23 protein-coding genes and 1 pseudogene are annotated in these 24518 nt (G+C 63.3%); 11 read left to right on the top strand and 13 right to left on the bottom strand.

Annotated elements, in window-relative coordinates; translation table 11 throughout:
- Nucleotides 1-77 precede the first annotated feature (77 nt).
- The 3 genes from RS897_RS31655 (at nt 78) to RS897_RS31645 (ending at nt 3325) form a co-directional block, all read left to right on the top strand.
- Complete coding sequence (locus RS897_RS31655; protein ID WP_315832616.1) at nt 78-1121, top strand: lipid A deacylase LpxR family protein; 1044 nt, start codon at nt 78-80, stop codon at nt 1119-1121.
- A 120-nt stretch (nt 1122-1241) separates the two neighbouring features.
- Nucleotides 1242-2537, top strand: a complete 1296-nt coding sequence (locus tag RS897_RS31650) for an O-acetylhomoserine aminocarboxypropyltransferase (RefSeq protein WP_315832615.1) — start codon at nt 1242-1244, stop codon at nt 2535-2537.
- 2 nt (nt 2538-2539) lie between these two features.
- Nucleotides 2540-3325, top strand: a complete 786-nt coding sequence (locus tag RS897_RS31645) for an alpha/beta fold hydrolase (protein WP_315832614.1) — start codon at nt 2540-2542, stop codon at nt 3323-3325.
- Between the two features lie 12 nt (nt 3326-3337).
- On the opposite strand, the gene RS897_RS31640 is transcribed toward RS897_RS31645, so the two are convergent.
- From RS897_RS31640 to RS897_RS31620, 5 genes and pseudogenes are all read right to left on the bottom strand, one after another.
- Complete coding sequence (locus RS897_RS31640; RefSeq protein WP_315832613.1) at nt 3338-3532, bottom strand: hypothetical protein; 195 nt, start codon at nt 3530-3532, stop codon at nt 3338-3340.
- A complete protein-coding gene (locus RS897_RS31635) occupies nt 3526-3762 on the bottom strand; it encodes a hypothetical protein (protein WP_315832612.1) in 237 nt (78 codons plus the stop codon). The genes RS897_RS31640 and RS897_RS31635 overlap by 7 nt, the downstream gene beginning before the upstream one ends.
- A gap of 38 nt (nt 3763-3800) precedes the next feature.
- Nucleotides 3801-4280: a cupin domain-containing protein gene (locus RS897_RS31630; RefSeq protein ID WP_315832611.1), complete on the bottom strand. Its 480-nt coding sequence runs from the start codon at nt 4278-4280 to the stop codon at nt 3801-3803.
- Nucleotides 4281-4406: 126 nt separating this feature from the next.
- On the bottom strand, nt 4407-5156 hold the full coding sequence (locus RS897_RS31625; protein ID WP_315838807.1) for a substrate-binding domain-containing protein: 750 nt from the start codon (nt 5154-5156) through the stop codon (nt 4407-4409).
- Between the two features lie 114 nt (nt 5157-5270).
- Nucleotides 5271-5414 (bottom strand): annotated as a pseudogene (locus RS897_RS31620) (LacI family DNA-binding transcriptional regulator); the annotation flags it as partial.
- 127 nt (nt 5415-5541) lie between these two features.
- Between RS897_RS31620 and RS897_RS31615 the strand changes: the two are divergent.
- The 3 genes from RS897_RS31615 to RS897_RS31605 are packed head-to-tail and all read left to right on the top strand — an operon-like array spanning nt 5542 to nt 9004.
- Nucleotides 5542-6906 (top strand): uracil-xanthine permease family protein, encoded by a 1365-nt coding sequence (locus tag RS897_RS31615; protein ID WP_315832610.1) that lies wholly within the window; start codon nt 5542-5544, stop codon nt 6904-6906.
- Complete coding sequence (locus RS897_RS31610) at nt 6903-8300, top strand: amidohydrolase family protein (protein ID WP_315832609.1); 1398 nt, start codon at nt 6903-6905, stop codon at nt 8298-8300. The genes RS897_RS31615 and RS897_RS31610 overlap by 4 nt, the downstream gene beginning before the upstream one ends.
- Entirely contained in the window at nt 8297-9004 is a 708-nt protein-coding gene (locus tag RS897_RS31605; protein ID WP_315832608.1) for a sulfite exporter TauE/SafE family protein, read from the top strand. The genes RS897_RS31610 and RS897_RS31605 overlap by 4 nt, the downstream gene beginning before the upstream one ends.
- Nucleotides 9005-9072: 68 nt before the next feature.
- Here the strand turns inward: RS897_RS31605 and RS897_RS31600 are convergent, their stop codons facing one another.
- Entirely contained in the window at nt 9073-9312 is a 240-nt protein-coding gene (locus RS897_RS31600; protein ID WP_315832607.1) for a pentapeptide MXKDX repeat protein, read from the bottom strand.
- A gap of 159 nt (nt 9313-9471) precedes the next feature.
- The gene (locus tag RS897_RS31595) at nt 9472-10125 is read right to left on the bottom strand and encodes a GntR family transcriptional regulator (protein ID WP_315838806.1); all 654 of its coding nucleotides are present in this window, start codon (nt 10123-10125) and stop codon (nt 9472-9474) included.
- Nucleotides 10126-10299: 174 nt separating this feature from the next.
- Here RS897_RS31595 and RS897_RS31590 point away from each other — a divergent pair, with 174 nt between their 5' ends.
- From RS897_RS31590 to RS897_RS31575, 4 genes are all read left to right on the top strand, one after another.
- Entirely contained in the window at nt 10300-11664 is a 1365-nt protein-coding gene (locus RS897_RS31590) for a malonyl-CoA decarboxylase (protein WP_315832606.1), read from the top strand.
- A gap of 89 nt (nt 11665-11753) precedes the next feature.
- A complete protein-coding gene (gene dctP, locus RS897_RS31585; protein WP_315832605.1) occupies nt 11754-12770 on the top strand; it encodes a TRAP transporter substrate-binding protein DctP in 1017 nt (338 codons plus the stop codon).
- Nucleotides 12771-12913: 143 nt separating this feature from the next.
- Nucleotides 12914-13438 carry a TRAP transporter small permease gene (locus tag RS897_RS31580; RefSeq protein ID WP_315838805.1) on the top strand — a complete coding sequence of 175 codons (525 nt, stop codon included), beginning with the start codon at nt 12914-12916 and terminating at the stop codon, nt 13436-13438.
- Nucleotides 13435-14793, top strand: coding sequence for a TRAP transporter large permease (locus tag RS897_RS31575; RefSeq protein WP_315832604.1), 1359 nt, complete (start codon nt 13435-13437; stop codon nt 14791-14793). Before RS897_RS31580 ends, RS897_RS31575 begins: the two co-directional genes overlap by 4 nt.
- Before the next feature lie 12 nt (nt 14794-14805).
- Here the strand turns inward: RS897_RS31575 and RS897_RS31570 are convergent, their stop codons facing one another.
- Complete coding sequence (locus RS897_RS31570) at nt 14806-15663, bottom strand: DMT family transporter (protein ID WP_315832603.1); 858 nt, start codon at nt 15661-15663, stop codon at nt 14806-14808.
- A 104-nt stretch (nt 15664-15767) separates the two neighbouring features.
- Here RS897_RS31570 and RS897_RS31565 point away from each other — a divergent pair, with 104 nt between their 5' ends.
- On the top strand, nt 15768-17165 hold the full coding sequence (locus RS897_RS31565) for an aminotransferase-like domain-containing protein (RefSeq protein ID WP_315832602.1): 1398 nt from the start codon (nt 15768-15770) through the stop codon (nt 17163-17165).
- A 252-nt stretch (nt 17166-17417) separates the two neighbouring features.
- Here the strand turns inward: RS897_RS31565 and RS897_RS31560 are convergent, their stop codons facing one another.
- The 5 genes from RS897_RS31560 to RS897_RS31540 all read right to left on the bottom strand — a co-directional run bounded on the left by RS897_RS31560 (nt 17418) and on the right by RS897_RS31540 (nt 24298).
- The gene (locus RS897_RS31560) at nt 17418-18713 is read right to left on the bottom strand and encodes a serine hydrolase domain-containing protein (RefSeq protein WP_315832601.1); all 1296 of its coding nucleotides are present in this window, start codon (nt 18711-18713) and stop codon (nt 17418-17420) included.
- Between the two features lie 214 nt (nt 18714-18927).
- A complete protein-coding gene (locus RS897_RS31555) occupies nt 18928-19842 on the bottom strand; it encodes a hydroxymethylglutaryl-CoA lyase (protein ID WP_315832600.1) in 915 nt (304 codons plus the stop codon).
- A 63-nt stretch (nt 19843-19905) separates the two neighbouring features.
- Nucleotides 19906-21909 (bottom strand): acetyl/propionyl/methylcrotonyl-CoA carboxylase subunit alpha, encoded by a 2004-nt coding sequence (locus RS897_RS31550; protein WP_315832599.1) that lies wholly within the window; start codon nt 21907-21909, stop codon nt 19906-19908.
- Nucleotides 21906-22691, bottom strand: coding sequence for an enoyl-CoA hydratase-related protein (locus tag RS897_RS31545; RefSeq protein WP_315832598.1), 786 nt, complete (start codon nt 22689-22691; stop codon nt 21906-21908). Before RS897_RS31545 ends, RS897_RS31550 begins: the two co-directional genes overlap by 4 nt.
- 2 nt (nt 22692-22693) lie before the next feature.
- Nucleotides 22694-24298, bottom strand: coding sequence for a carboxyl transferase domain-containing protein (locus RS897_RS31540; RefSeq protein ID WP_315832597.1), 1605 nt, complete (start codon nt 24296-24298; stop codon nt 22694-22696).
- Nucleotides 24299-24518 lie beyond the last annotated feature (220 nt).

Genomic DNA, 24518 nt, shown 5'->3' with positions numbered 1-24518 from the left:
GATCGAAACGCAAGCGAATAGACTTGTTCATCTTCCTGAAATCGAGCCATATAGCCGCAAGATTGGATTTGTCACTGATGTCGAACGTTCGGCTGCTTCTGCTGGGGATCGTTGTTGTCGTCCTGTCGTGCACAGGCGCCAATGCGCAGCGTCTTATCCTGATCGAGGAAAACGACGTCATCGCCAAGAGTTACGACCCGCAGAAGGGTTTTAGCGCCGTCCACGATTACGATTACACCCAGGGCTTCTTCGCCGGGGTGGTGTTCGACGACTTCAAGAAAACGCCGATGGCGGGCAACGTCTACGACGTCCTGCAGGGCGGGATGATCACCTTCGGTGCTCCCGAAGGACCTCGCCAGCAGCAGCTGCAGTGGATCTTCGGCCAGAGCATTTTCACGCCGCAGCACATCGAAAATCCGGTGCGTCAGCCGGGTGACCGGGCGTTCGGCGGCTGGCTGTACACCGGCGTGTCGCTGGCCCAGGAAACCGGCCGCCGCCAGCTCGACACCTTCGAAATCCAGGTCGGCGCCGTCGGCGGTTCGGCCTCGTTGTGGAAGCCCGTCCAGGGCGGTTTTCACAGCCTGATCGGCGACAAGGGACCGCAACCCGGCAACTACCAGCTCGCCAACGAGCCCGGCATCGTCCTGTCGTGGGAGCGGCGCTGGAAGTTTGGTTATGATTTCGGCCAGGGCTATGGCGTCGACTTCATTCCAGCCGTCGGCGTGAGCGCCGGCAACGTCTACACCTATGGCGAAATCAGCGGCTTGGTCCGCTTTGGACAATCGCTCGGCACCACCTGGGGCCCGACGCGCATTCGTCCCTCGCCGTCCGGTGCATCCTTCATGTCGACCAGCCCGACCGATCCGAGCTGGGGCTGGGCGATCTTCGGCGGCGTCGCCGGACGCGCGGTCGCCCGCAACATTTTCCTCGACGGCAGCACGTTCTCCGACAGCCCGAGCGTGAGCAAGAAGACGTTGGTGTACGACCTGATCGCCGGCGCCGAGATCTTCACCCAGAGTGGCTACAAGCTGGGCTTCTCGGTGACGCAGCGTTCGCGTGAATACGTCACCCAGCCGAAGAGCGACCTGTTTGGCTCGGTCGAAGCCAGCATCCGATTCTAATCCCTCCACACGGCATTCGGGAATGACCTTGCTTTGGTGGCGCTGATGCATTGCATTCGGCTGTTACCGCAATAGGCTGCGCCAAAGCATGCCTGTTCATGCGCCAGCTGCGAGACGTCGATGCCAGCCCCAAAGCCGCCCGCCTTCGAAACCCTGAGCCTGCACGCCGGCCAGCACCCAGATCCAGTGACCGGATCGCGCGCCGTGCCGATCTACCAGACCACGTCCTATGTGTTTCAAGATGCCGACCACGCCGCTGCGCTGTTCAACCTGGAACGCGCCGGCCACATCTACACCCGGATCTCGAACCCAACGATCGCGGTGCTGGAGGAGCGGCTCGCAGCACTGGAAGGCGGCGTCGGCGCAGTCTGCACATCCAGCGGCATGGCGGCGCTGCATCTGGCGATCGCCACCCTGCTCGGCGCCGGCGATCACATCGTGGCCTCGGCTTCGCTCTATGGCGGCACCATCAATCTGCTGACCCACACCCTGCCCCGGTTCGGCATCACCACCACATTCGTCAAGCCGCGCGACCTCGACGCCCTCCGCAACGCCATCGGCCCGCGTACGCGCCTTGTCATTGGCGAGACCATCGGCAACCCCGGCCTTGAAGTGCTCGACATCCCGAAGGTGGCGGAGATCGCGCACCAGGCGAAGATCCCGCTGCTGATCGACAACACCTTTGCCACGCCCTATCTCAGCCAGCCCGGCGCGCTCGGCGCTGACATCGTGATGCATTCGATCACCAAATGGATCGGCGGCCACGGCATCGCCATCGGCGGCGTGATCGTCGATACCGGTCGCTTTGATTGGGAGGCGTCGGACAAGTTTCCGACCCTGACCACGCCCTATGCCGGCTATCACGGCATCGTCTTCAGCGAGGAGTTCGGCCCGGCCGCCTTCATCATGCGGGCCCGCGCCGAAGGCTTGCGCGACTTTGGCGCCTGCCTGTCGCCGACCAATGCATTTCATCTGCTGCAGGGCGTAGAAACGCTGCCGCTGCGGATGCAGCGCCATGTCGAGAACACCGATGCTGTCCTGAAGTTTCTCACCACCAACAAGGCGGTGGAGTGGGTCATCCATCCCTCGCTCGACAACCATCCGGATCACGCGCTGGCGAAGACGCTGTTGCCGCGCGGCGCCGGTTCGATCATCAGCTTCGGCATCAAGGGCGGCCGCGCCGCCGGCCGCAAGTTCATCGAAACGCTGCGGCTGGCCAGCCATCTTGCCAATGTCGGCGACGCCAAGACCCTGGTGATCCATCCGGCCAGCACGACGCACCAGCAGATGGACGCGGCGCAACTGGCCTCGGCCGGCATCGGCGAAGAGCTGGTGCGGCTGTCGATCGGGCTGGAGGCGGCCAATGACATCATCGACGACTTCGCGCAGGCGCTGCGCGTTTCGCAAAAGGTGTAAGCATGCGTCTGAAGGTTGATGGCAACGACATCTTCGCAAGCACCGGCGGACGTCCGTTCGATCCGTCGCTGCCGCTGGTGGTGTTCCTGCATGGCGCCGGTTTCGATCACACCATCTGGGCGCTGCCCGGACGCTGGTTCGCCCATCACGGCCACAGCGTGCTGGCGCCGGATCTGCCGGGCCATGGCCGCTCCGGCGGCGCGCTGATCCCGACCATCAGTGCCATGGCCGACTGGGTGGCCAAGCTGATCGAAGCCGCCGGGGCGCCCCGCGCCCGCCTGGTCGGACATTCGATGGGATCGCTGATTGCGCTGGAGGCCGCGTCGCGGCATCCGGACAAGGTGTCGGAGATCAGCCTGATCGCAGCCGGCGCCAGCATGAAGGTGTCGCCCGATTTGCTGACCTCCGCGCAGGCTAATCACCACGACGCCATCGACATGGTGTCGATCTGGGGCCTGGGCTTCCGCGCCTCGCTCGGCGGGTCGCGCGCGCCCGGCCTGTGGATGCATGCGGGCGGCGAACGGGTGCTGGAAGACACGCCGGATGGCGCGCTGTTCAACGATCTTTCCGCCTGCAACGACTACACCCGGGCAATCGAGGCGGCTGCCGCCGTCACGGTGCCGGCAACGCTGATCCTCGGCGAGCGGGACATGATGACACCGTTGAAATCGGGCACCGAACTCGCCGGCGCCATCAAGGGTGCGCGCCGCGTTGTTCTCCGTGGTGCCGGCCACATGCTGACGGCGGAGCAGCCCGACGAGGTGCTGGCGGCGCTGATTGGCAAATGACAACGACCGGCATCACTCTTTATCGTTGATGGTGATGATGTCGAAGGTGCCGCCCGGCCCGTCGTCGCTGCGCTCACGGACCCAGATATTGATCGGTCCATCGCCGATCATCATGCCCTGATAATTCTCGAACACCTGCTCCGGATCCTGGGCCAGAATCTGGGCACGCAGCTTTTCGCCGATCAGGGCCGGATAATTCTTCAGCAACGAAGCCTTGTCCGGAATTTGTTGGGTGGTACGTCCGATGTAGCGCACGGATAACGCGCATGGTCGGCGAGCCAGATCTTGTCACTGGTACGGACGGCCTCCTTGAGGCGGATGACAAACTGCTGCTTCGGCGGAGCGTCGGCGTTGTCAGCTCGCGCCGCACAGGCACCGGCCAGCGCCGCCAGCAGGCAGACAACAGTCATCGCGCGATGACGGATCGCGGCGGGCATGACGGCATCTCGGGAAATGACGACCGATCTGTTTCCGATTAGTTGGTTTTGGAGAACTGCGGTTCATCCGGTTTGGCGAAAACATTGCCGCTCGGACCATAACCGGTGATCTGGATCACCGCGCCGTCGTCCCGCGTGCCGTCCCAATGAATGGCGCCGGCGGGATGCATCATGTAGCCGCCCGCTTTCATCCCAATGGATTTTTCCGGCTCGAAGGCTTCGCCGGTCCCGGTGTACCAGGTCCCCGACAGCACCACGACATGGCGGTCTTCCGGATGCTTGTGCGGCCGGCTCATGATCCCGGGCGGCCATTTGATACGGAGCACATAGATGCCCGGTTTCGACGGATCGCCGTGCAGTGTCGCAACCTGCACGCCGACGCCGAATGGATTTTTCCAGTCCTCCTCGCCGGGATTGACGCGAACGAAGCCCATCTCGTCCTTCGCGCCCCACGCCGTCATGGTCGAAATAATCAGCCCGGCTGCGAGCAATATTGTGAGCGCCAGCTTGTTCTTCATTGGAGGCCTCCCTGCATCTTATTGTTGTGCAACGAGGCTACAGGCGGCGTGCGGAACAGGCAACGAAGCTGATCCGGAACTGCTGAGTGTCATGATCGGCAAATAGCACCAGCGCGGACCCGCAATTCACCTTGAGGCAACCGAGGAATTTCGCGCGATCAGCGTTGGCCTTGGCACCGTCAGCGTTGCCGGCTGTCGCGATTCCAGCGTTGCTATCAGCAGCTCGACTGCAACCTCTGCAACCCTATCGAGATGCAGATCGGTTGCCGTCAATGGCGGCACAGCCAGCTTGGCGCGCATCCCGTCATAGCGCGTTGCCACCCGCAGCTGATCCGGAACGGATATCTCAAGCGATTGCGCAGCCTGCAGAACACCCGTCGCGAACGCATCGACGGGGACACAAAGCGCATCGATGTTCTTTTCCACGGACAGCAAGGTTTCCGCAGCGCTCCTTGCCGCGGCTTCGCCTCCAGTTTCATCTATGCGAATGGCATACGGAGCGAACCCTTTTTCCTTGGCGAAATCCGCATAGACAGCTTCCGTTTCCGCGTAGGAATTACGGCGCTGTTCGCCGGTCATCAGCCCGATCCGACCTCCCGGCCTCCAAAGGTGATCGAGCAGCAGGCGAGCCGTCGCCGCGCTCTGCATATCGACAAAAGGTATGTCGCTCCGTCCGGGAGCGTGTCCGAGAGCGACAACCGGTACACCGCGATCCCGAAAGAAGGCGATGAGAGGATCATCTGCGAGGGGCTCGACGACAATCGCGCCATCGACCTCGATCGCGTCGAGATCGAAATCCGGCTGGAGTGGCGGCACCAGGCAGAGTGCCAGGTTCCGAGATAGCGCGGTCATTGCGGCTGAGGCCGCGATCTCCATCAGGAATCCCAATCTGGACGGTCCAGCCGCAACGGCAAACGGCATGGACGAAGCCAGCGCGATGGTGCTCGCACCACCCGTACGCAGCCTGCGGGCACGCGGGTTGGCGCGGTATCCCATCTCGCCGGCCAGGGCCAGGATTCTGTCTCTGGTTTCCGGCTCGACATAACGGCGGCCCGTGAACGCGTGCGAGACCGTGGTCGGCGATACGCCAGCCGCTTTGGCCAGTTCAACAATGGTCGGTCTGCCCAGGATCAAGGTTCCCTATCCGAACTGTCGGCATCATAGCTCTCGTTCGTCATTTATACAAATCGTTTTGCATGACCTGGAATCGGTGCTATGGAGAATTGCAAAACGATTTGCATAATGGGGAGTACCAGCTGATATGAGCGACGCTCACGACGGTTTAGATCCCGCCGACCGGCCTCTGCCAGCCCGAAGCCTGGCGCTGTTTGGTCTTCAACATGTGCTGGTCATGGCGGCAGCGCCGATTACTGCCGTATTTCTGGTCAGCAAGGCTCTTGGTTTCCCCGACGCCGTTGCAGTGTCGCTGACCAGCGCTACCTTCCTTGCCTGCGGTTTGGGGACCATCCTGCAGAGCTTCGGCCCCGCCGGCTTTGGCGCGCGCCTTCCCTTCATCATGGTGCCTGGCGGCGCACCGATTGCCATCTTTCTCGCGATCGGCCAGCAGACCAACGTCCGGACGGCGAGCGGCGCGGTCATCATCACGGCCGTGTTCTATTTGATCGCATTGCCGGTGTTTCGCCGGATCATCCGCTTCTTCCCGCCGATCGTCGTCGGGACGATGCTGCTGCTGGTGTCGATCAATCTCATCAAAATCTATGGCGGCACCATAACCGGCAAGACCGGCGCGCCAGGATTTGCCGATCCTGTCGACGTCATGCTGGCATTGGGCACGATCGCGCTCACCATGATCTTCGCGCGGATCTTCTCCGGCACGCTGCAACGGCTTGCTGTGATGCTCGGTCTTGTTGCCGGCTCGATCATCGCTTTCAACCTTGGGCGGATGAGCCTCTCGAGTGTGATGGCCGGCCCGGTCATTGCCGTTCCGCAGCTGTTTCCGTTCGGCATGCCGATCTTCGATCTGGCAGCCTCTATTCCTCTCATCGTCTTCTCGATTGTCTCCATGGCGGAGGCGACCGGCCAGACCGTCGCCACAGTCGAGATGGTCGGGCGACGCGGCCGCGCGGAGGATATCGCGCCATCGACGATCCGTGGCGACGCGCTTGCTTCGTTGATCGGCGGCCTGTTCGGGACTTCGCTGATCGTCACCAGCGGCGAAAACATCGGCATCGTGCGCGCCACCAACATCAAGTCCCGCTACGTCACCGCGACCGCCGGCCTGATCCTGGTTCTGATCGCACTGTTCGCACCGATCGGCCGACTGGCCGCCGCCCTGCCGGGCCCCGTCGTCGGAGGCACTGCCGTGATCGTGTTCGCGATCATAGGTGTGATCGGCATCGACATTCTGCGACGCGTCGACCTGCGCACGCATGGTCCGATGTTCACGCTTGCCGCGGCTCTCGCAATGGGCCTGCTGCCGATCGTTGTTCCCGGCGTCTACAGCCAGTTTCCACAGTGGTCGCAGATGGTTCTCAACAACGGCCTGGCCGCGGGCACCATCACCGCGGTGATCGTCAATGCAGTCTTCCAGCACACCGGTTCGATTGAGGCTGGGTTGATCAATGAAGGCAAAGTCGAAGGTCAAGCTCGGGGAACGGCGGAATGAGGTGTCCAGAGAGCTTTCGGCACGGCGACGATGTCCTCATCCGGCCGGGACATGTGCTGCTGCCGGACGGTCCCCGAGGCGATCTGGCCGTCGTCGTCCGCGCCGGACGTTTCAGCGACATCGGGCCGGCGGAGCAAATATCCGTCGCCAACAGCGACCTGCCACCGATCGACATGCCCGGTCACCTGCTGATGCCGGGCTTCATCGACGTCCACACCCATCTGACACAATCGCTGGGCAAATCACTGGTGTTTGGCGAGCCGTCGGAGATCTTTCGCCGCATCTGGGTGCCGCTCGAAGGCAGCCTCAATGAGCGGATGGTTTATCTGTCGGGGAAACTCGCGGCACTTGAATGCCTGCGCGGCGGGTTCACGACCGCAGTGGACGCAGGCACGCGGTCGGCCGGCCATATCGGCGCCCTCGCTCAGGCGACGAGAGAAGCGGGCTTGCGCAGCGTCATCGGCCTCATCTGCAACGACCGCAGCGGCACTGCGCTCGTGCCCGACCGGTCGGCCATTCTGGCCCGCGCGAGGGATCATCTCGCCGTCTTCAAGGGCGACCCGCTGCTTCATCCCTCGCTCGCCATCTCCATAACGGAAGCAGCGACAGACGGCATGCTGTACGACGTCTCGCGGATGGCCGCGGACGCCGGCGTCATCTTCCAGACCCACGTCAATGAGCATCTGGCCGCGGTTGAGCGCTCGCTGGTCGCAACGGGCCGGCGCCCGCTCGAACATCTCGCTCATGTCGGCGCGCTGGGGGCGCATGTGCTGATCGCGCACTCCACCATGGTCACACCGCATGAGCTGAACTTGTTGCGCGACAGCGACACGGCGGTCGCCTACAACCCGGTGGCGAGCGTGTGGAAGGGCAATGCGATCGCACCCGCTCTGCATATGGCAGCTCTCGGAATCCGCTTCGGCCTCGGCACCGATGGAACGCGAGCCGACGGCTTCCGCTTGATGGATTCGGCAGAGGCGCTCCAGCGCGCCAGCATCGGGATGGCCGTGGGCGACTCGTCCTGCGGCGGCGGCTGGCTGTGGCTTGATCGGGCCACGTCCGGCGCGGCCGCTGTCTGTGGCCTGTCCGGCGTCACCGGGACCATTCGTGAGGGTCTGGCCGCCGATTTCCTGCTGATAGATCTCGACCGGCCGGAATTCACACCGTCGCACGATCTTTCCTGGGAGCTCGTTCGCTATGGCAACCGCGACCAGATCGATGCGGTCTTCACCAATGGACATCTTCGGTTATGGCAGGGCTGGCCGCCGGAGTGGGATGCGCGCGCCCTGATGGCCGACGTGCGTGCTGCAACGACGGAAGCCATCGCCAATGCGCCCATACAACGGGTTCATCCGCAGTCAGTCGAACATCGCGAAATTGGATACTACCAGTGAGTTCAAGTGTCCTCGCAACTCTGGTTGCGGTGGTTTTCGTTTCGGCCTTCGTTCAGGGCGCGCTCGGAATCGGCTTTGCGTTGATCGTCGCACCGGTCGTCGGTGTGCTCCAGCCGGGTCTGCTGCCGGTCACTCTGCTGATCCTCATGCTGCCGCTCAATTTCCACGTCGCCTGGCGCGAGCGTGCGTCGATCGACTGGGTGGGAGCGAGATGGATCACCGCAGGACGCCTTGTCGGGACCTTTGCCGGTTTGTGGCTGCTCACCGCCCTCTCCGGACATCATCTGGATCAGGCCGTCGGCTGGTTCACAGTCATCGCAGCAGCAGCGGCACTGGTCGCCCCACCCTTCGCGGCAACGCCCTCAATCTCCCAGGGTGTGGGGCTGTTTACCGGCATTACCGAAACCGCGACCGGCATCGGCGGACCGCCACTGGCCCTGCTCTACCAGCACACCAACGGTCCGACACTGCGAGCCACAGTCGCCGTGTGTTTTCTGATCGGCGAAATCATGTCGCTCGCGATGCTGGCCATCAGCGGCAAGATCGGATCCAGCCAATTGCTGTCTGCGCTTTATCTCGTACCGGCGGTTCTGGCAGGTAGCGCGCTGTCAAAGCTGACCCACGGCAAGATTGGCGGAAACGGTTTGCGGCTGAGCGTCCTGATCTTCGCCTTGTTGAGCGGCGCCTACCTGATCGTGAAATGATGCTCTCGTCATAAAGACAACAGGCCCGCGCTCGAAAGGCAGGCCTGTTTCCGTGCCTACCGGCGGCCTTACTTCTTCATCTCGTCTTTCTTCATGCCGTCCTTGCTCATGGCGTCCTTCGACATGTGGTCCTTGGACATGGTGTCCTTCTTCATGCCGTCCTTGCTCATTGAATCCTTGGACATCGAGTCCTTGCTCATGCTGTCCTTGCTCATCTTGTCCTGGGCAAACGCCGCGGGCGCGAGCACGAGGCCGAGAGACAGAACAGCGGCGGACATGCCGAGCGAGATGCGGGTGCTGAGTGCCATGATCAAAATTCCTCCAAAACCGGTTTGAGACGACGAAGGTCGCCTTGATTGCTACGGCCAGGAGGGATCTTTGTTACGCAACCGCCGATCATTTCGGCGATCGACATATAACGGTTTCGTGAATTTCACATCGTCATCGCCGCGGTCGCTCGGGTGCGCTCATGCCGCCTCGCCGCCCGCCATGCTGATGACGACATCGGAGAATCGTTCGCCCTGAATGACGATGTGGTCGCGCAAGACCTTGGCCGCGAGCTCGCCGTCGCCGGCCAGGATGGCCTGGACGGCCGCGGCATGTTCCGTCAGCGATTGCGTCACGCGGTTGCGCGCGCGCAACTGCATCCGCCGATAAGGCGACAGACGGCGATGCAGGACCAGGCTCTGATCGGTCAGGAACATGTTGTGGCTGGCCCGATAGATCGCTGCGTGAAACGTCGCATTCTCGAAGTAATACGCTTCGGAATCCCCGGATTGCGCAGCCTTCTCGCAGGCGGCGTGCGCAGCGGTGATGGCTGCTTCATCCTCGGCGGTGTGGCGGCGCGCGGCGAGCCGGCCGCAGGCGGCTTCGAGCTCGGCCATGGTTTCGAACATCTCGACCAGCCGGCGCGGATTGGGCGCGCTGACAATCGCGCCGCGGCGGGGACGGATCTCGACCAGTCCGGTTGCCGCAAGGTGCAGCAACGCTTCCCTGATCGGCGTCCTTGAAACTCCAAATTTGGTGGCAAGCGTGGTTTCTTCGAGCCGCGTCCCCGGCGTCAGCTGGCCGGTGACGATCTCGTCCTCGATGGCTTCTCGCAACCGTGATGGGTGCTTCATCATCTTTGTCCAAGAGGTTGTCAAAAACAAACCAAGGTCTGATTGTGTATACACGATTTCTAGGATAGTATGCACGAAAATATGGCAGGCCTCTTCCAGTGGCGTGCCTCTGAAGCGTTGCTTCTCCAAAGGCTTCGCTAAAACGGCTTGGGGCGTCGAAACAGGATCCGGCGAATGGCAAAGGCGGGCGAGGCGCAGGCCTTCCTCAACGATTTGATGCAAACGCTTACTGACCGCGGACGTGCCCTGCTCCGGCGCACCCGCGGCCGGGCCGACAACACCGATCTGGTTGAACTCGCCGAAATGTTGCTGTCGCGGCGTGGCGAGGCCTCCGGTGTGATGCTGGCCCAGACCCTGCTCAACAGCTACGCCCATGCTCCACGCGAGGTCAGGCTGGAATTCCTGAAGGCGCTGGCCGACAAGTTCGGCCCCGACCAGCAGTTGTTGCAGAGCGCCGTGCAGGCTTACCAGAAGAAGCCCGACGCCGCGGCCGTACAGGCGCTGCAGGCCGCGACCGAACCGCGACGCCAGGAGCTGTTCCGCCGCCTCAACCTCGCCCCCGGCGGCACGTTTGCTTTGGTGCGGATGCGCGAGGAACTGCTCGACCAGGTGAAGACGCATCCGGAGCTGGCGATCGTGGATGCGGACTTCGGCCACCTGCTGTCGTCCTGGTTCAATCGCGGCTTTCTCGAACTGAAGCCGATCCGCTGGACCACGCCCGCCAACATCCTGGAAAAGATCATCCGCTATGAAGCGGTGCATCCCTTCGCCGGCTGGGGCGACCTGAGAAGCCGGCTGGAGCCGGCCGACCGGCGCTGTTTCGGGTTCTTTCATCCGCAACTCGTCGACGAGCCGCTGATTTTCGTGGAAGTGGCGCTGACCACGCAGATCCCCGGCGCCGTGGCGCCGCTGCTGGCGCAGGATCGCGAGCCGATCGCTCCTGACACCGCCACGACGGCGATTTTCTATTCGATCTCCAACACCCAGCGCGGGCTGGCCGGCGTGTCGTTCGGCCATTTCCTGATCAAGCAGGTGGTGGAGGATCTCAAGCGCGAAATGCCGGCGCTGAAAACCTTCGTGACACTGTCGCCCGTCCCCGGTTTTGCCGCCTGGCTGAAGCGCGAGCGCGCCAAGGACTCCTCCCTGTTCGACGACAAGCAGACGGCGACCCTCGACCTGCTGGATGCGAAGGGCTGGTTCGACAATCCGGACGTCCGGGCCCAGGTCGAAGAGGTCCTGCAGCCGATCGCCGCCCACTATTTCCTGCACGCCAAGAATCCGGCCGGACGGCCGGTCGATCCGGTGGCGCGGTTCCACCTCGGCAACGGTGCGCGGCTGGAACGGCTGAATTTTCTCGGTGATCAGTCCGAACGGGGTATCAAGCAGGCGCACGGCCTGATGGTGAATTATCTCTATGATCTCGGCGCCATCGAAAAGAACCACGAAGCCTATGCCGAGAATGGTGAAGTCGTTGCATCAAGCGCGGTGCGGCGGCTGGTGAAGGACTTTACGCCTCGGGAGCTGATTCCCGTGCAATGACCGCGGGCGCGTGCACCGCGCCCGGAAGACAACGACGACAACGACAACAAAGACGTCTAGGACAAGACTCGACAAGGGAGACAACGCTCATGCTTTCACGCCGCCATGTTCTCGCATCGGCGCTCGCCGCGCCCGCCATCCTGCATTTCGGACCGGCACAGGCCGCCACCACACTGAAGATCTCGCACCAGTTTCCCGGCGGCACCATCGACCAGGGTGACTTCCGCGACCGCCTCACCCGCGTGTTCGCCGCCGAGGTGAGCAAACGCAGCGGCGGCGAGATCACGGCCGATGTCTATCCGAATGCCTCACTGATCAAGGTCAATGCCCAGTTCTCCGCCATGCGCAAGGGCGCGCTCGATCTCAGCCTGTTTCCGCTGCCCTATGCCGGCGGCGAAGTGCCCGAGACCAATATCGGCCTGATGCCGGGTCTCGTCTCCAGCTACGAGCAAGGCCTGAGCTGGAAAACCGAACCGATCGGCAAGGCGCTGACCGATTTCCTCGCCGACAAGGGCATCGTCATCCTGAGCTGGGTCTGGCAAGCCGGCGGCGTCGCCAGCCGCTCGCGCCCGCTGATCACGCCGGAAGACGCCAAGGGGCTGAAGGTCCGCGGCGGTTCGCGCGAGATGGATATGGTGCTGCAGACCGCGGGGGCCGCGGTGCTGTCGCTGCCGTCAAATGAAATCTACGCCGCCATGCAGACCGGCGCCTGCGATGCCGGCATCACCTCCTCCACCAGTCTGATTTCGTTCCGGCTGGAAGAGGTCTCCAAGAGCCTGACCACCGGACGCGGCAAGTCGTACTGGTACATGCTGGAGCCGCTGCTGATGTCGAAGGCGATCTTCGACAAGCTGCCGAAAAACCAGCAGGACATCTTGATGGCCGTCGGCGCCGACATGGAAGCGTTCGGCAAGAAGGGCGCGAAGGCCGACGACGATGCCGTGGCCCAGGTCTATGAGAAGGCCGGCGCCAAAGTCGCCGACCTCGACGCGGCCACCGTCGAGAAATGGCGCGACATCGCCCGCGATACCGCCTGGAAGGATTATGCCGCCAAGACCACCACGGCGGCCAATCTCCTGAAGCTCGCATCAGCCACCGCCTCATGATGCACGCTCCCACCGATCACGATGACTTTGGATCGAAACGATCCAAAGTCATGAACGTGATCGATCCTTATAAAGTAGAGCGGGATGCGGGCGGAAAACCGGTGTCCACTTTTCCTCATCCCGCTCGATCGGAGCAAGCTGCCCTGCCGTCGACCGCCGCCGGGACCAATCCGGTCCTCGCGGCGCTCGACCGCAGCGTTGGCCTGTGCAACCGCGTCATTGTCGTGCTGGCCGCGCTCGCTTTGATCGCCGCCTGCCTGATCCTGAGTTACAGCGTGATCACCCGCAGCCTGTTCCATACGGCAACCTACTGGCAGGATGAGGCCGCGGTTTTCCTGCTGGTCGGTGCCACCTTCATGACCGCCGCCTTCGTGCAGTCGCAACGCGGCCATATCGGCATCGAGGCGCTGGTCGGACTGTTGTCGCCCCGCGTCAATCATGTCCGCCTGATGCTGGTCGATCTCGTGAGCCTCGGCTTCTGCGCGTTCTTTGCGTGGAAATCATGGACCCTGACCCATGAGGCCTGGGTCGACGGCCAGGTGTCGAATTCGATGTGGAGCCCGCCTTTGTCGATCCCTTATGCGCTGATGTCCATCGGCATGACGCTGCTGTGTGTGCAGATCCTGCTGCAGATCTGGGGCGCGTTCTACCGGGTGCCGCGGTCATGAGCGTGCTCGGCATCGGACTGTCCTACGGCGCCGCGACACTGGCGGCGATGTTTTCCGGCATGCCGATCGCGTTCGCGCTCGGCGCCGTCGCCGTTGTGTTCATGGCGGTCTATATGCCGGCGGCATCGCTCGATACGGTAACGCAGAATGTCTATGAGGAAATTGCCTCCATCACCCTGCTGTCGATCCCGCTGTTCATCCTGAAGGGTGCTGCGATCGGCAAGTCCCGCGCCGGACAGGATCTGTACTCGGCGCTGCACGCCTGGCTGCACCGGGTGCCGGGCGGTCTCGGCGTCGCCAACGTGTTCGCCTGCGCGCTGTTCGCGGCGATGGCCGGCTCATCGCCCGCCACCTGCTCGGCGATCGGGTCCGCCGGCATTCCGGAGATGCGCAAGCGCGGTTATTCCGGCGGCTTCGCGGCCGGCATCATCGCCGCCGGCGGCACGCTCGGCATCCTGCTGCCGCCGTCCATCACCATGATCCTGTTCGCCGTCGCCGCGGAAAAATCGCTGGGACGGCTGTTCCTCGCCGGCATCGGCCCCGGCCTGCTGCTGGTGACGCTGTTTGGCGTCTATGCCGTGATCCGCTTCCGCAAGGAGTATGCAACGGCCCAGAAGGCCTATGAAGCCACGGGCGAGACCTCGGCGATCCTCACCCACGACACCTACACCATGTCGGAACGCTTCAGCATGCTGCCGCGGGTGCTGCCGTTCGTTACGCTTCTGACCGGCGTAATGATCGCGCTCTATGGCGGCTACGCCACGCCGTCGGAAACCGCCGGCCTCGGCGGACTCTTGGCGCTGGTTTTGATCGCGCTGATCTACAGCGTCTGGCGGCCCAGCGACCTCGCACCGATCCTGACGTCGACCATCCGCGAGTCGACCATGCTGATGATGATCATCGGCATGTCGCTGCTGTATTCCTACGTGATGAGCTACCTGCACATCTCGCAATCGACGGCGGAAGCGATCGTCGCGATGCACCTGCCGAAATGGGAGCTGCTGGCGGCGATCCTGTTCATGGTGATTGTGCTCGGCTTCTTCTTGCCGCCGGTGTCGATCATCCTGATGACCGCGCCGATCGTTCTGCCGCCGCTGCGCGCCGCTGGTTTCGACATCATCTGGTTCGGCATCGTGATGACCATCGTGATGGAGATGGGGCTGATCCATCCCCCGGTCGGATTGAACATCTTCGTCATCCGCAATGTCGCCCCCGACATTCCGCTGAGCGAAGTGATCTGGGGCACGCTGCCGTTCGTGCTGCTGATGTTCGCCGCCGTAATCCTGCTGTGCTTCGTGCCGCAGATCTCGACCTACCTGCCCGACCTGGTGATGGGACCGGAGAGCGTGCGTTAGTACGTTCGGGCGTCAGGCGAACCGCCTGGCGCCCACCACGCACAGCACCACGGCAACGGTCGCGGCGATCATCGAAGCGTCGACCGCCTCGTGCAGCAGCGTCGCAGCCAGCAGCAGGCCGAAGAACGGCTGCAGCAACTGCAGTTGCCCGACGGCGGCGATGCCGCCCTGCGCCAGCCCGCGATACCAGAACACGAATCCGATCAGCATGCTGAACAGCGAGACATAGCCGAGGCTGAGCCATGAGGGCGCGGTGATCCCGCTCCACGACACAGGCTTCATCGTCCATGCCAGCACGATCATCGCCGGCAGCGACAGCACCAGCGCCCAGGAGATCACCTGCCAGCCGCCGAGCTTGCGCGACAGTTTCGCGCCCTCCGCATAGCCGAGGCCGCAGACCACGATGGCGGCCAGCATCAGCAGATCACCGACCGACACCGCGCCGGCATCCCGGCTGAGCGCGAACCCCACCACAAAAGCGCTGCCGAGACCGGAAAACAACCAGAACACCGGGCGCGGCCGCTCGCCGCCGCGCAGCACGCCGAACACCGCCGTCGCCAGCGGCAACAGCCCGATGAAGACGATGGAATGCGCCGAGGTGATATGGCGCAGCGCCAGCGCCGTCAGCAGCGGAAATCCCACCACCACGCCGAGTGCGATCACGACCAGCGAGCCGACATCCTCGCGCGCCGGCCGCCGTTCACGGAAAACCAGCAACAGGAGCAGCGCCAATGCGCCGGCGATGGCGGCACGGGCGACGGTGAGGAACACCGGATCGAAATCGGCCACGGCCAGCCGCGTCGCTGGCAGCGATCCGCTGAAAATCAGCACGCCGAGAAATCCGTTGATCCAACCGCCTGTCTTGTCCATGGCCACTCTCTTTCTTGCGGCCCCAAACACCGCGGACAGGCTGGTGATTCCAGAGACAATCCAGTACAATTTTGCCAAACTGTACTGATTAATCGGGAGTACAGATGGACGAAACCAGCGATTTGACCGGCGCAGGCACCCTGGTCGCACGCACCATGCAAACAGTGCGGCAGCGGATCGCAGCCCGCACGCTGGCGCCGGGCGCCAAGCTGCCGTCGATCCGTGCGTTCGCGGCCGCCCAGCGGGTTTCCAAATCGACGGTGGTGGAAGCCTATGACCGGCTGGCGGCGGAAGGCGTCATCCAGTCCCGCCGCGGCTCCGGCTTCTATGTCGCAGGGCACCTGGCGCCGCTGTCGCTGGCCGACATGGGACCACGGCTCGATCGCTCGGTCGACCCATTCTGGATCTCGCGGCAGTCGCTGGAAGCCGGTGACGACGTCCTGAAGCCCGGCTGTGGCTGGCTGCCGCCATCGTGGATGCCGGAGCCGAGCCTGCGCCGCGCGTTACGCGGTCTCTCACGCGCCGACAATGCCGTCTTAACGGATTATGGATCTCCGCTCGGGCTGCGGCCGCTGCGGCAGTTGCTGTCGCGCCGCCTCACCGACCACGGCGTGGAGGTGGCGCCCGAGCAGATCATGCTGACCGATTCCGGCACCCAGGCGATCGACCTGGTCTGCCGCTTCCTGCTCGAGCCGGGCGATACGGTGCTGGTGGACGATCCCGGCTACTATAATTTCCATGCCCTGCTGCGCGCCCATCGCGTCCGCATTGTCGGCGTTCCCTTTACGCCTCACGGCCCCGATGTCGAAGCCTTCGCCCAGGTGCTCGCCAGCGAGCGGCCACGGCTCTACATCACCAATTCCGGCTTGCACAATCCAACCGGCGCATCCTTGTCCTCGGTCACCGCGCACCGGATCCTCAAACTCGCCGAGCAGCATGATCTCGCCGTTGTCGACGACGACATCTTCGCCGACTTCGAGCACGAGCCGGCGCCGCGCCTGGCGGCGTTCGACGGGCTCAATCGCGTGGTGCAGATCGGCAGCTTCTCAAAAACGCTGTCGGCTTCAGTGCGCTGCGGCTACATCGCCGCGCGGCCGGATTGGATAGAGGGACTGACCGATCTGAAGATCGCGACGACCTTCAGCAGCGGACGGCTGGCCGCAGAACTGCTGCTCGCGGCGCTGAAGGACGGCACCTACCGCAAGCATCTGGATGCCCTGCGAGGGCGTCTCGCCGATGCCATGGGCAGCACCAGCGCCCGTCTGCGCAAACTCGGGATCACGCCCTGGGTGGAGCCGAAAGCCGGCATCTTCCTGTGGTGCCGCCTTCCGGACGGATTCGACGCGTCCGACCTGGCGCAACGCGCGCTGGCCGCCAACATCGTTCTGGCGCCGGGCAACGCCTTCAGCCTGTCGCAGTCGGCCGGCAGCTTTCTGCGCTTCAATGTGGCGCAGTCGACGGATCCGCGGATCTTTCAGTTCCTGCAATCGGCGCTGCGCTAGTACCCGGAATCATAGCCAAGTGACACGAGCAAACACTGTACGTGCCCACCGATTCTGAATCACGTTTGATCAAAAGTGGGTACTAGGGCGCGTACTCATAAATCTGGGACGCCACGCTTTCAGGGACGAAGCGGACGCGCGACCGGACCTCAGGGATATCGCCTTGTGACCCGTTGCGGACCTCGGCAATCCGCTTCTGCACGTCGCCGCGCGGCAGCGGTCGCCTTCGGTATTCGACAAGGCGCGAAGAACTCAATGTTGCGAGATATTCAGCGCTCCGTACGTCAGATTGCGCATCGCCGTGAAGTAATCGCTGACCTTTTCTGGTGCGGCCTGGATCATCTGTACAGCGATCACCTTCTGCGCCGGATCAACCCAGAACTCCGTCCCCCAAACTCCACTCCAGCCAAAACTGCCGACTGACCCGCCGGGACTACTAAGGCTCGATGTTCGACTGGTGCGAATGGCAAAGCCGAGGCCAAACGTTGTCCCATGGTCTGGGCCGACACTGCGGCCCACAAAGCTAACATCGTATGGTAGCGCGTCGGCGGTCATCAGCTTCACTGTCTCAGGCGCGAGTATCCTAACTCCGTCGAGCTCACCGCCATTGAGCAACATTTGGCAGAAGCGCAAATAGTCAAGAGCCGTCGAGGCAAGTCCGCCGCCACCTGAAACGAGCTTGCGCGGCCTTGTGATGTCAAATTGAGGAGGACGCGTCGTTGGTGCCTCGACCACGCGGCCGAGGTTTTCGCTCGGTACATAGAAGCCGGTGTCAACCATCCCGAGGGGCTTGAAAATGCGGCTCTGCAGGAATTGATCAAACTGCTGGCCGGAAGCAACTTCGACAACCCTCGCCAGAACATCTACGCCCCAGCTGTATTCCCAGACCTCACCCGGTTGGTGTGCCAGCGGCAAGCTCGAAAGACTTGTCACAAACTCGGCGAGGGAATTGTCCGGCCCGAAAGCGGCCTTAGCGTAGAGCCTGTTGATCGGCTCATCTACAAATTGCGGCGGATAGACCAAGCCGGAAGTATGACGAAGCAGGTCGCGCACGGTCATTGGTCGCTTCGGCGGTTCTAGCGCAATGTCGATCTTCCCTGACGCCGGGTTAGGCTTCGCGGTCGCGACTTGCATGGTCTTCAGCTCGGGCAGGTATTTCGCGACCGGAGCATCGAGATCGAGCTTGCCGTCGTCTACCAGCATCATGGCTGCAACACTGGTGATCGGCTTGGTCATCGACGCGATCCAGAAGATCGAGTCGGTCGTCATGGGAATGGTCTTGGCGCGATCTTGGAAGCCAATGGGTTGAAGATAAGCAAGCTTGCCCTCTTTAGCAATGGCGATGACTGCACCCGACAGGTCCTTGCCCGAAGGGTCGACCGCATCAATCCGTTCCTTGTACCAAGAGGTAATTTGCGAAAATCCCCCTATCGAAAAGTTCTTGATCGCAGGATCGATAGGTGTCGAGAGCGCGACGGTCAAAAGAACACATCCGATTGCACTGAAGAATGCCAGGGCCTTTGTCAGTGAGTGTTGCATATGCGTCATGGCGTGCTCCCGCGAAGATAAAGTGGCTCGCTCTGCGTTCGCTTGTAGCACATTCAGCATATCGATTTTGAATGAGGTTTGCTGCTGCCGTTACGGTGCGCAATGTCGCTTATTGGCACTTAGCTGACATGACCAAGCGCGCCTCTTTTGTCAGTTTCCGATGGTAATGCGGACGTCGTCCGGCAAGTGGATTTAGGGGTACACGCCCTAGCGACTACGCCGTCCGTGCCGCCTTCGCCTTGGCATTCAACGCCGAGGCGACACGGCTGACCGGGGGCCGTCCGATCAGCTCGCTCACCGTGTTGGTGGCCGCGAGCAATTTGGTCATGTCGATGCCGGTTTTGATCCCCATGCCTTCCAGCATGTAGACCACATCCTCGGTCGCGACATTGCCGGTGGCGCCGGGCGCATAGGGACAGCCGCCGAGCCCGCCGGCGGCGGAATCGATGACACGCGCGCCCTCCTCCAGGCCCGCATAGATGTTGGCCAGCGCCTGGCCATAGGTGTCGTGGAAGTGCATGCCGAGGTTGGCCATCGGGACCTCGCCCGCGACCGCGCGCAGCAGCTGCCGCGCCCTGGCCGGCGTGCCGACCCCGATGGTGTCGCCCAGCGAGACCTCGTAACAGCCCTGGTCCCAGAGCTGTTTTGCCACCGACGCCACCGCCGCCGGTTTGACCTCGCCGTCATACGGACATCCCAGCACACAGGACACGTAACCGCGCACCTTGATGCCGTCGGCCTTGGCGCGCGTCAGCACAGGTTTGAAGCGTTCGATCGATTCCGCGATGGTGCAGTTGATGTTGGCGCGCGAAAACCCTTCCGACGCCGAGGCGAACACTGCGATGACCTGTGCGCCGGCCGTAACAGCCGCGTCGTAGCCTCTTTCATTCGGGACCAGGACGTGGAATTCGCGATCCGCATGATGATCGACGGCCTGCAGCACATGGTCGGAATTGGCCATCTGCGGGATCGCCTTGGGCGAGACGAAGCTGCCGATCTCGATGGTCGGAAATCCCGCTGCGATCAACGCCTCGATAAACGCGATGCGCGCTTCGACGGTGATCGGCGTTTTTTCATTCTGCAGTCCGTCGCGTGGACCGACTTCGACAATCCGGACTTCGTCACCCATCAAGATACTCTTTCCTCGACGCGTTTTCTTGACGCGAACCGGTACCCACTTCGTTTGAAAACGCTATGCTTTCGGCTCGATCTCGGCGAGCTCGGCGCCTTCCTGCACGATGTCGCCGACCTTGCATTTGAGCGCCTTGAGCACGCCGTCGAACGGCGCCCGCAGGGTCTGCTCCATTTTCATCACTTCCAGGGTCAGGATCGGCGCGCCCTTTTCGATGGTTGCGCCGACCTCGGCCAGCAGCGCGACCACGGTGCCGGGCAGTGGCGCGACAATGCGGTCCTCGCCGGCGTGATCTTCCTCATCGACACCGAACGGATCAATCCAGTGCAGATCAAACCGGCCATTGCGGGTACGGATATAGAGCTCGTGCCCTTCGATGATGGCCACGATCTGGGTCTTCGCGCCGTGCAGATCAAGACTGATCGTTGCATCGTTGCCGGAGCTATAGGCGAAGCCGATTTCGCGACCGTCGATCAGGATGCTCGACGGTCCCCGACCATACTGCAGCGTCACCTTGTGCTCGGCCTGGCCCTGCCGGAACGCAAACACCCGCGTGCGACGGCTGACCTGCGCCCAACCGGATGCCCGCCATGGCGAAAACGCGTCCTGGCCGATCGACCGGGCTTCGTCGCGCAGGATGGCGGAAACCGCAGCGCAAAGCTCGAGACTCGAGACCGTCGTTTGCTGCGACGTCAGGGCCGTCAGCTCGCGCTCGATGAAGCCGGTGTCGATGTCGTTGTCGCGAACGTTCCGGTGCGTGACCAGCGCCGACAGGAACGGGATGTTGGTGACGATGCCGCGCACGTCGGTGTCGTCGAGGCCGCGGTGCAGCCGCTCGATCGCCGCACCACGGGTCGGCGCCCAGGCAATCACCTTGGCCAGCATGGCGTCATAGTTCGGCGACACCACATCGCCCTGCCGGTAGCCGGCGTCGATGCGCAGGCCATGGGTTTCCTCGGGCGTGCGCCATGTCCGGATCTTGCCGACCGAGGGCATGAAGTTGCGCGCGGGATTCTCCGCGTAGACGCGCGCCTCGATGGCGTGGCCGTTGAGCCGGATCTGGTCCTGGGTCAGCGGCAGCGGTTCGCCAAACGCCACCCGCAGTTGCCATTCGACAAGATCGATGCCGGTGATCAGTTCGGTCACCGGGTGCTCGACCTGCAGGCGGGTGTTCATTTCGATAAAGAACACATCCTTGCCGTCGGACACGAATTCGATGGTCCCGGCGCCGACATATTTGACCGCCCCCGCCGCCATGCGCGCGGCGGCGCATACGGCCTCGCGTTGCGCTTCGCTGAGGGTCGGCGACGGCGCCTCTTCGATCACCTTCTGGTGGCGTCGCTGCAAGGTGCACTCGCGCTCGAACAGCGACAGCAGATTGCCATGGCTGTCGCCGATCACCTGCACCTCGATGTGGCGCGGGTTATCGACATACTTCTCGATCAACACCTTGTCGTCGCTGAAAGCGGCCAGCGCCTCGCGCTTGGCGCTGACCACGGACGACTGCAATTGCTCGGCTTCGCGCACAATGCGCATGCCGCGGCCGCCGCCGCCGGCCGAGGCCTTGATCAGCACGGGATAGCCGATTTTCGCCGCCGCATTGGACAGCGTCGTCTCGTCCTGGGCGTCGCCATGATAGCCCGGCACCAGCGGCACGCCGGCCGCTTCCATCAGCGCCTTGGAGCCGGATTTGGAGCCCATGGCGGTGATCATGGCGGCGGTCGGGCCGACAAAAATAAGCCCCGCATCGGCGCAGCGCTGAGCGAACTCGGCGCTTTCCGACAGGAAGCCATAGCCGGGATGGACAGCTTCGGCGCCGGTGGCTTTGGCCGCGGCGATGATGCGGTCGATGTTGAGATAACTGTCGCGCGCGCGCGCCGGCCCCAGCAGGATGGCGTCGTCAGCCATGGCCACGTGGAGCGCGTCCTGATCCGCTTCGGAATAGACCGCGACGGTGTGCAGCCCCATGGCCTTGGCGGAGCGGATGACGCGGCAGGCGATCTCGCCGCGATTGGCGATCAAGAGCGTGCGGAAGCGGCGGTAGAGGGAATGAGGCTCGGTCACGTCTGGCTCCAAACCGGCTTGCGCTTTTCGAGGAATGCCGAGAGCCCTTCGCGGGCCTCGGGCTTGGCCCGCATCTCGGCGATCAGCTGCGCCGTCTCGCTCAGCACATCCTCATCGATCGGCCGCCCGGCCACTGTTTCGACCAGCGCCTTGGCGGCGGCACGGGCCGCCGGCGCGCCGGTTTTGAGTTGCTTGACCAGAGCAGCAATGCGCGCATCGATGGCGTCAATCGCTACCACCTCGTGGACCAAGCCAATCCGTGCGGCCTCCGGCGCGGCGAATGCCTCCGCAGTCTGGAAGTAACGGCGCGCCTGGCGCACGCCCATGGCGCGAACGACGTAGGGGCTGATCACAGCAGGGACCAATCCCAGCCGCACTTCGGACAGGCAGAACGTGGCTTCGTCCGTCGCAATGGCAATGTCGCAGGCGGCCACAAGGCCAACGCCGCCACCATAGACCGGCCCCTGCACCCGGGCGATGGTGGTCTGCGGCATGCGGTCGAGCGCGGCCAGCATCCGTGCCAGCGGCTGGGCGTCGCGGATGTTCTCCTCGCGGCTGTAGCCCGCGGCCTTCTTCATCCAGTTGATGTCGGCGCCGGCACAAAAGCTCTTGCCCTCGCCCTGCACCACGACAGTCGACACCTCGCTGTCCCGGGCGATGCCGTCGAACGCCTGCGCCAATGCTGCGATCAGCGCCTCGTCGAAAGCATTGTTGCGTTCCGGCCGGTTCAGCACGATGCGGGCCAGACCGTTTTCGCGTTCGATGCGTACGATCTCTGTCATCATCACATCCTGAACACGCCGAATTTGGTCGGCTCGATCTGCGCATTGGCTGCTGCCGACAGCCCCAACCCCAGCACCAGGCGGGTGTCGGCGGGATCGATCACGCCGTCGTCCCACAGCCGTGCGGTGGCGTAATAAGGATGGCCCTGCTTTTCGTATTGGGCGCGGATCGGGGTGCGGAACTGATCTTCCTCCTCGGTCGACCAGGTGTCGCCCTTGGCCTCGATGTTGTCACGACGCAAGGTGCTCAGCACCATGGAGGCCTGCTCGCCGCCCATCACGGAGATGCGGGCATTCGGCCACATCCAGAGGAAGCGCGGGCTGTAGGCGCGGCCGCACATGCCGTAGTTGCCGGCGCCGTAGGAGCCGCCGATCACCACAGTGAATTTGGGCACGCCGGCGGTGGCGACCGCGGTGACGAGCTTGGCGCCGTCGCGCGCAATGCCGCCGGCTTCGTACTTCTTGCCGACCATGAAGCCGGTGATGTTCTGCAGGAACAGCAGTGGGATCTTGCGCTGGCAACACAGTTCGATGAAGTGCGCGCCCTTGAGCGAGCTCTCACTAAAGAGGATGCCGTTGTTGGCGATGATGCCGACCGGGTAACCCCAGATATGGGCGAAGCCGCAAATCAGCGTTTGCCCGTAAAGCTTCTTGAATTCCTCGAATTCCGAGCCGTCGACAATGCGCGCGATGATATCGCGGACATCGAACGGTTTGCGGGCATCCGCGGGAACGACGCCGTAGATTTCCTCCGGCGCATACAGCGGCTCACGCGGCTGGCGCCAGCCGGTGGCGGCGCTCACGGCCGGGTTGAGGTTGCCGACGATCCGCCGTGCGATGCCGATGGCATGGGCGTCGTTCTGGGCATAGTGGTCGGTGACACCGGACTGCCGGCTATGGACATCGGCGCCGCCGAGCTCTTCGGCGGTGACGACTTCACCGGTCGCAGCCTTCACCAGCGGCGGTCCGCCAAGGAAGATGGTGCCTTGATTACGGACGATAATGCTCTCGTCGGACATCGCCGGGACGTAAGCGCCGCCCGCGGTGCACGATCCCATCACGATGGCGATTTGCGGAATGCCCTGCGACGACAGTTGCGCCTGATTGTAGAAGATACGGCCGAAATGGCGCTCGTCCGGAAAGATCTCGTCCTGCTGCGGCAGGAAGGCACCGCCGGAATCCACCATGTAGATACACGGCAGATTATTCTGGCGCGCGATGTCCTGCGCCCGCAGATGCTTCTTCACCGTCATCGGGTAATAAGTGCCGCCCTTGATGGTCGCATCGTTGGCGACGATCACGCACTCGCGGCCCGCGACACGGCCGATGCCGGTGACGATGCTGGCGGAGTGGACGTCGCCGCCATAGAGGTCGTAGGCGGCGAGCGGCGACAATTCGAGGAACGCCGTTCCCGGATCGATCAGCAGGTCCACCCGCTCACGGGCCAACAGCTTGCCGCGGGACGTATGCCGGGCCCGGGATGATTCCCCGCCCCCGCCGGCCACCTGCTCGAGCTTCTGACGCAGGTCCGCGACCAGCGCCTGCATGGCCTCGGAATTCCGCGCAAAGTCGGACGATTTGGGATCAATCCCGGAATGAAGCGGCATAGGCCTCCCGATCGGCTTTTTGACCGCACCCCGTTCCCGGGTCGGTGACTGAACTAAAGCAGGCAACGCGCCCGTGTCCAGTGCCAGGGCGACAGAGCAGGCAATATCGCCCGGCGTCTGCAATCGTTTGATTTCTGGGATGAATTGCGACGGCCTGCGCAACGGGCGCGAAGACCTGTATGCAGCGCATCCGGCCCTGCCAGATGTCCGAAGTCCGGCA

This window comes from Bradyrhizobium prioriisuperbiae, from assembly GCF_032397745.1.
GTDB lineage: Bacteria > Pseudomonadota > Alphaproteobacteria > Rhizobiales > Xanthobacteraceae > Bradyrhizobium_A > Bradyrhizobium_A prioriisuperbiae.
The sequence above is the reverse complement of the archived record's forward strand: the minus strand, read 5'-3'. Positions and strand labels throughout refer to the sequence as shown.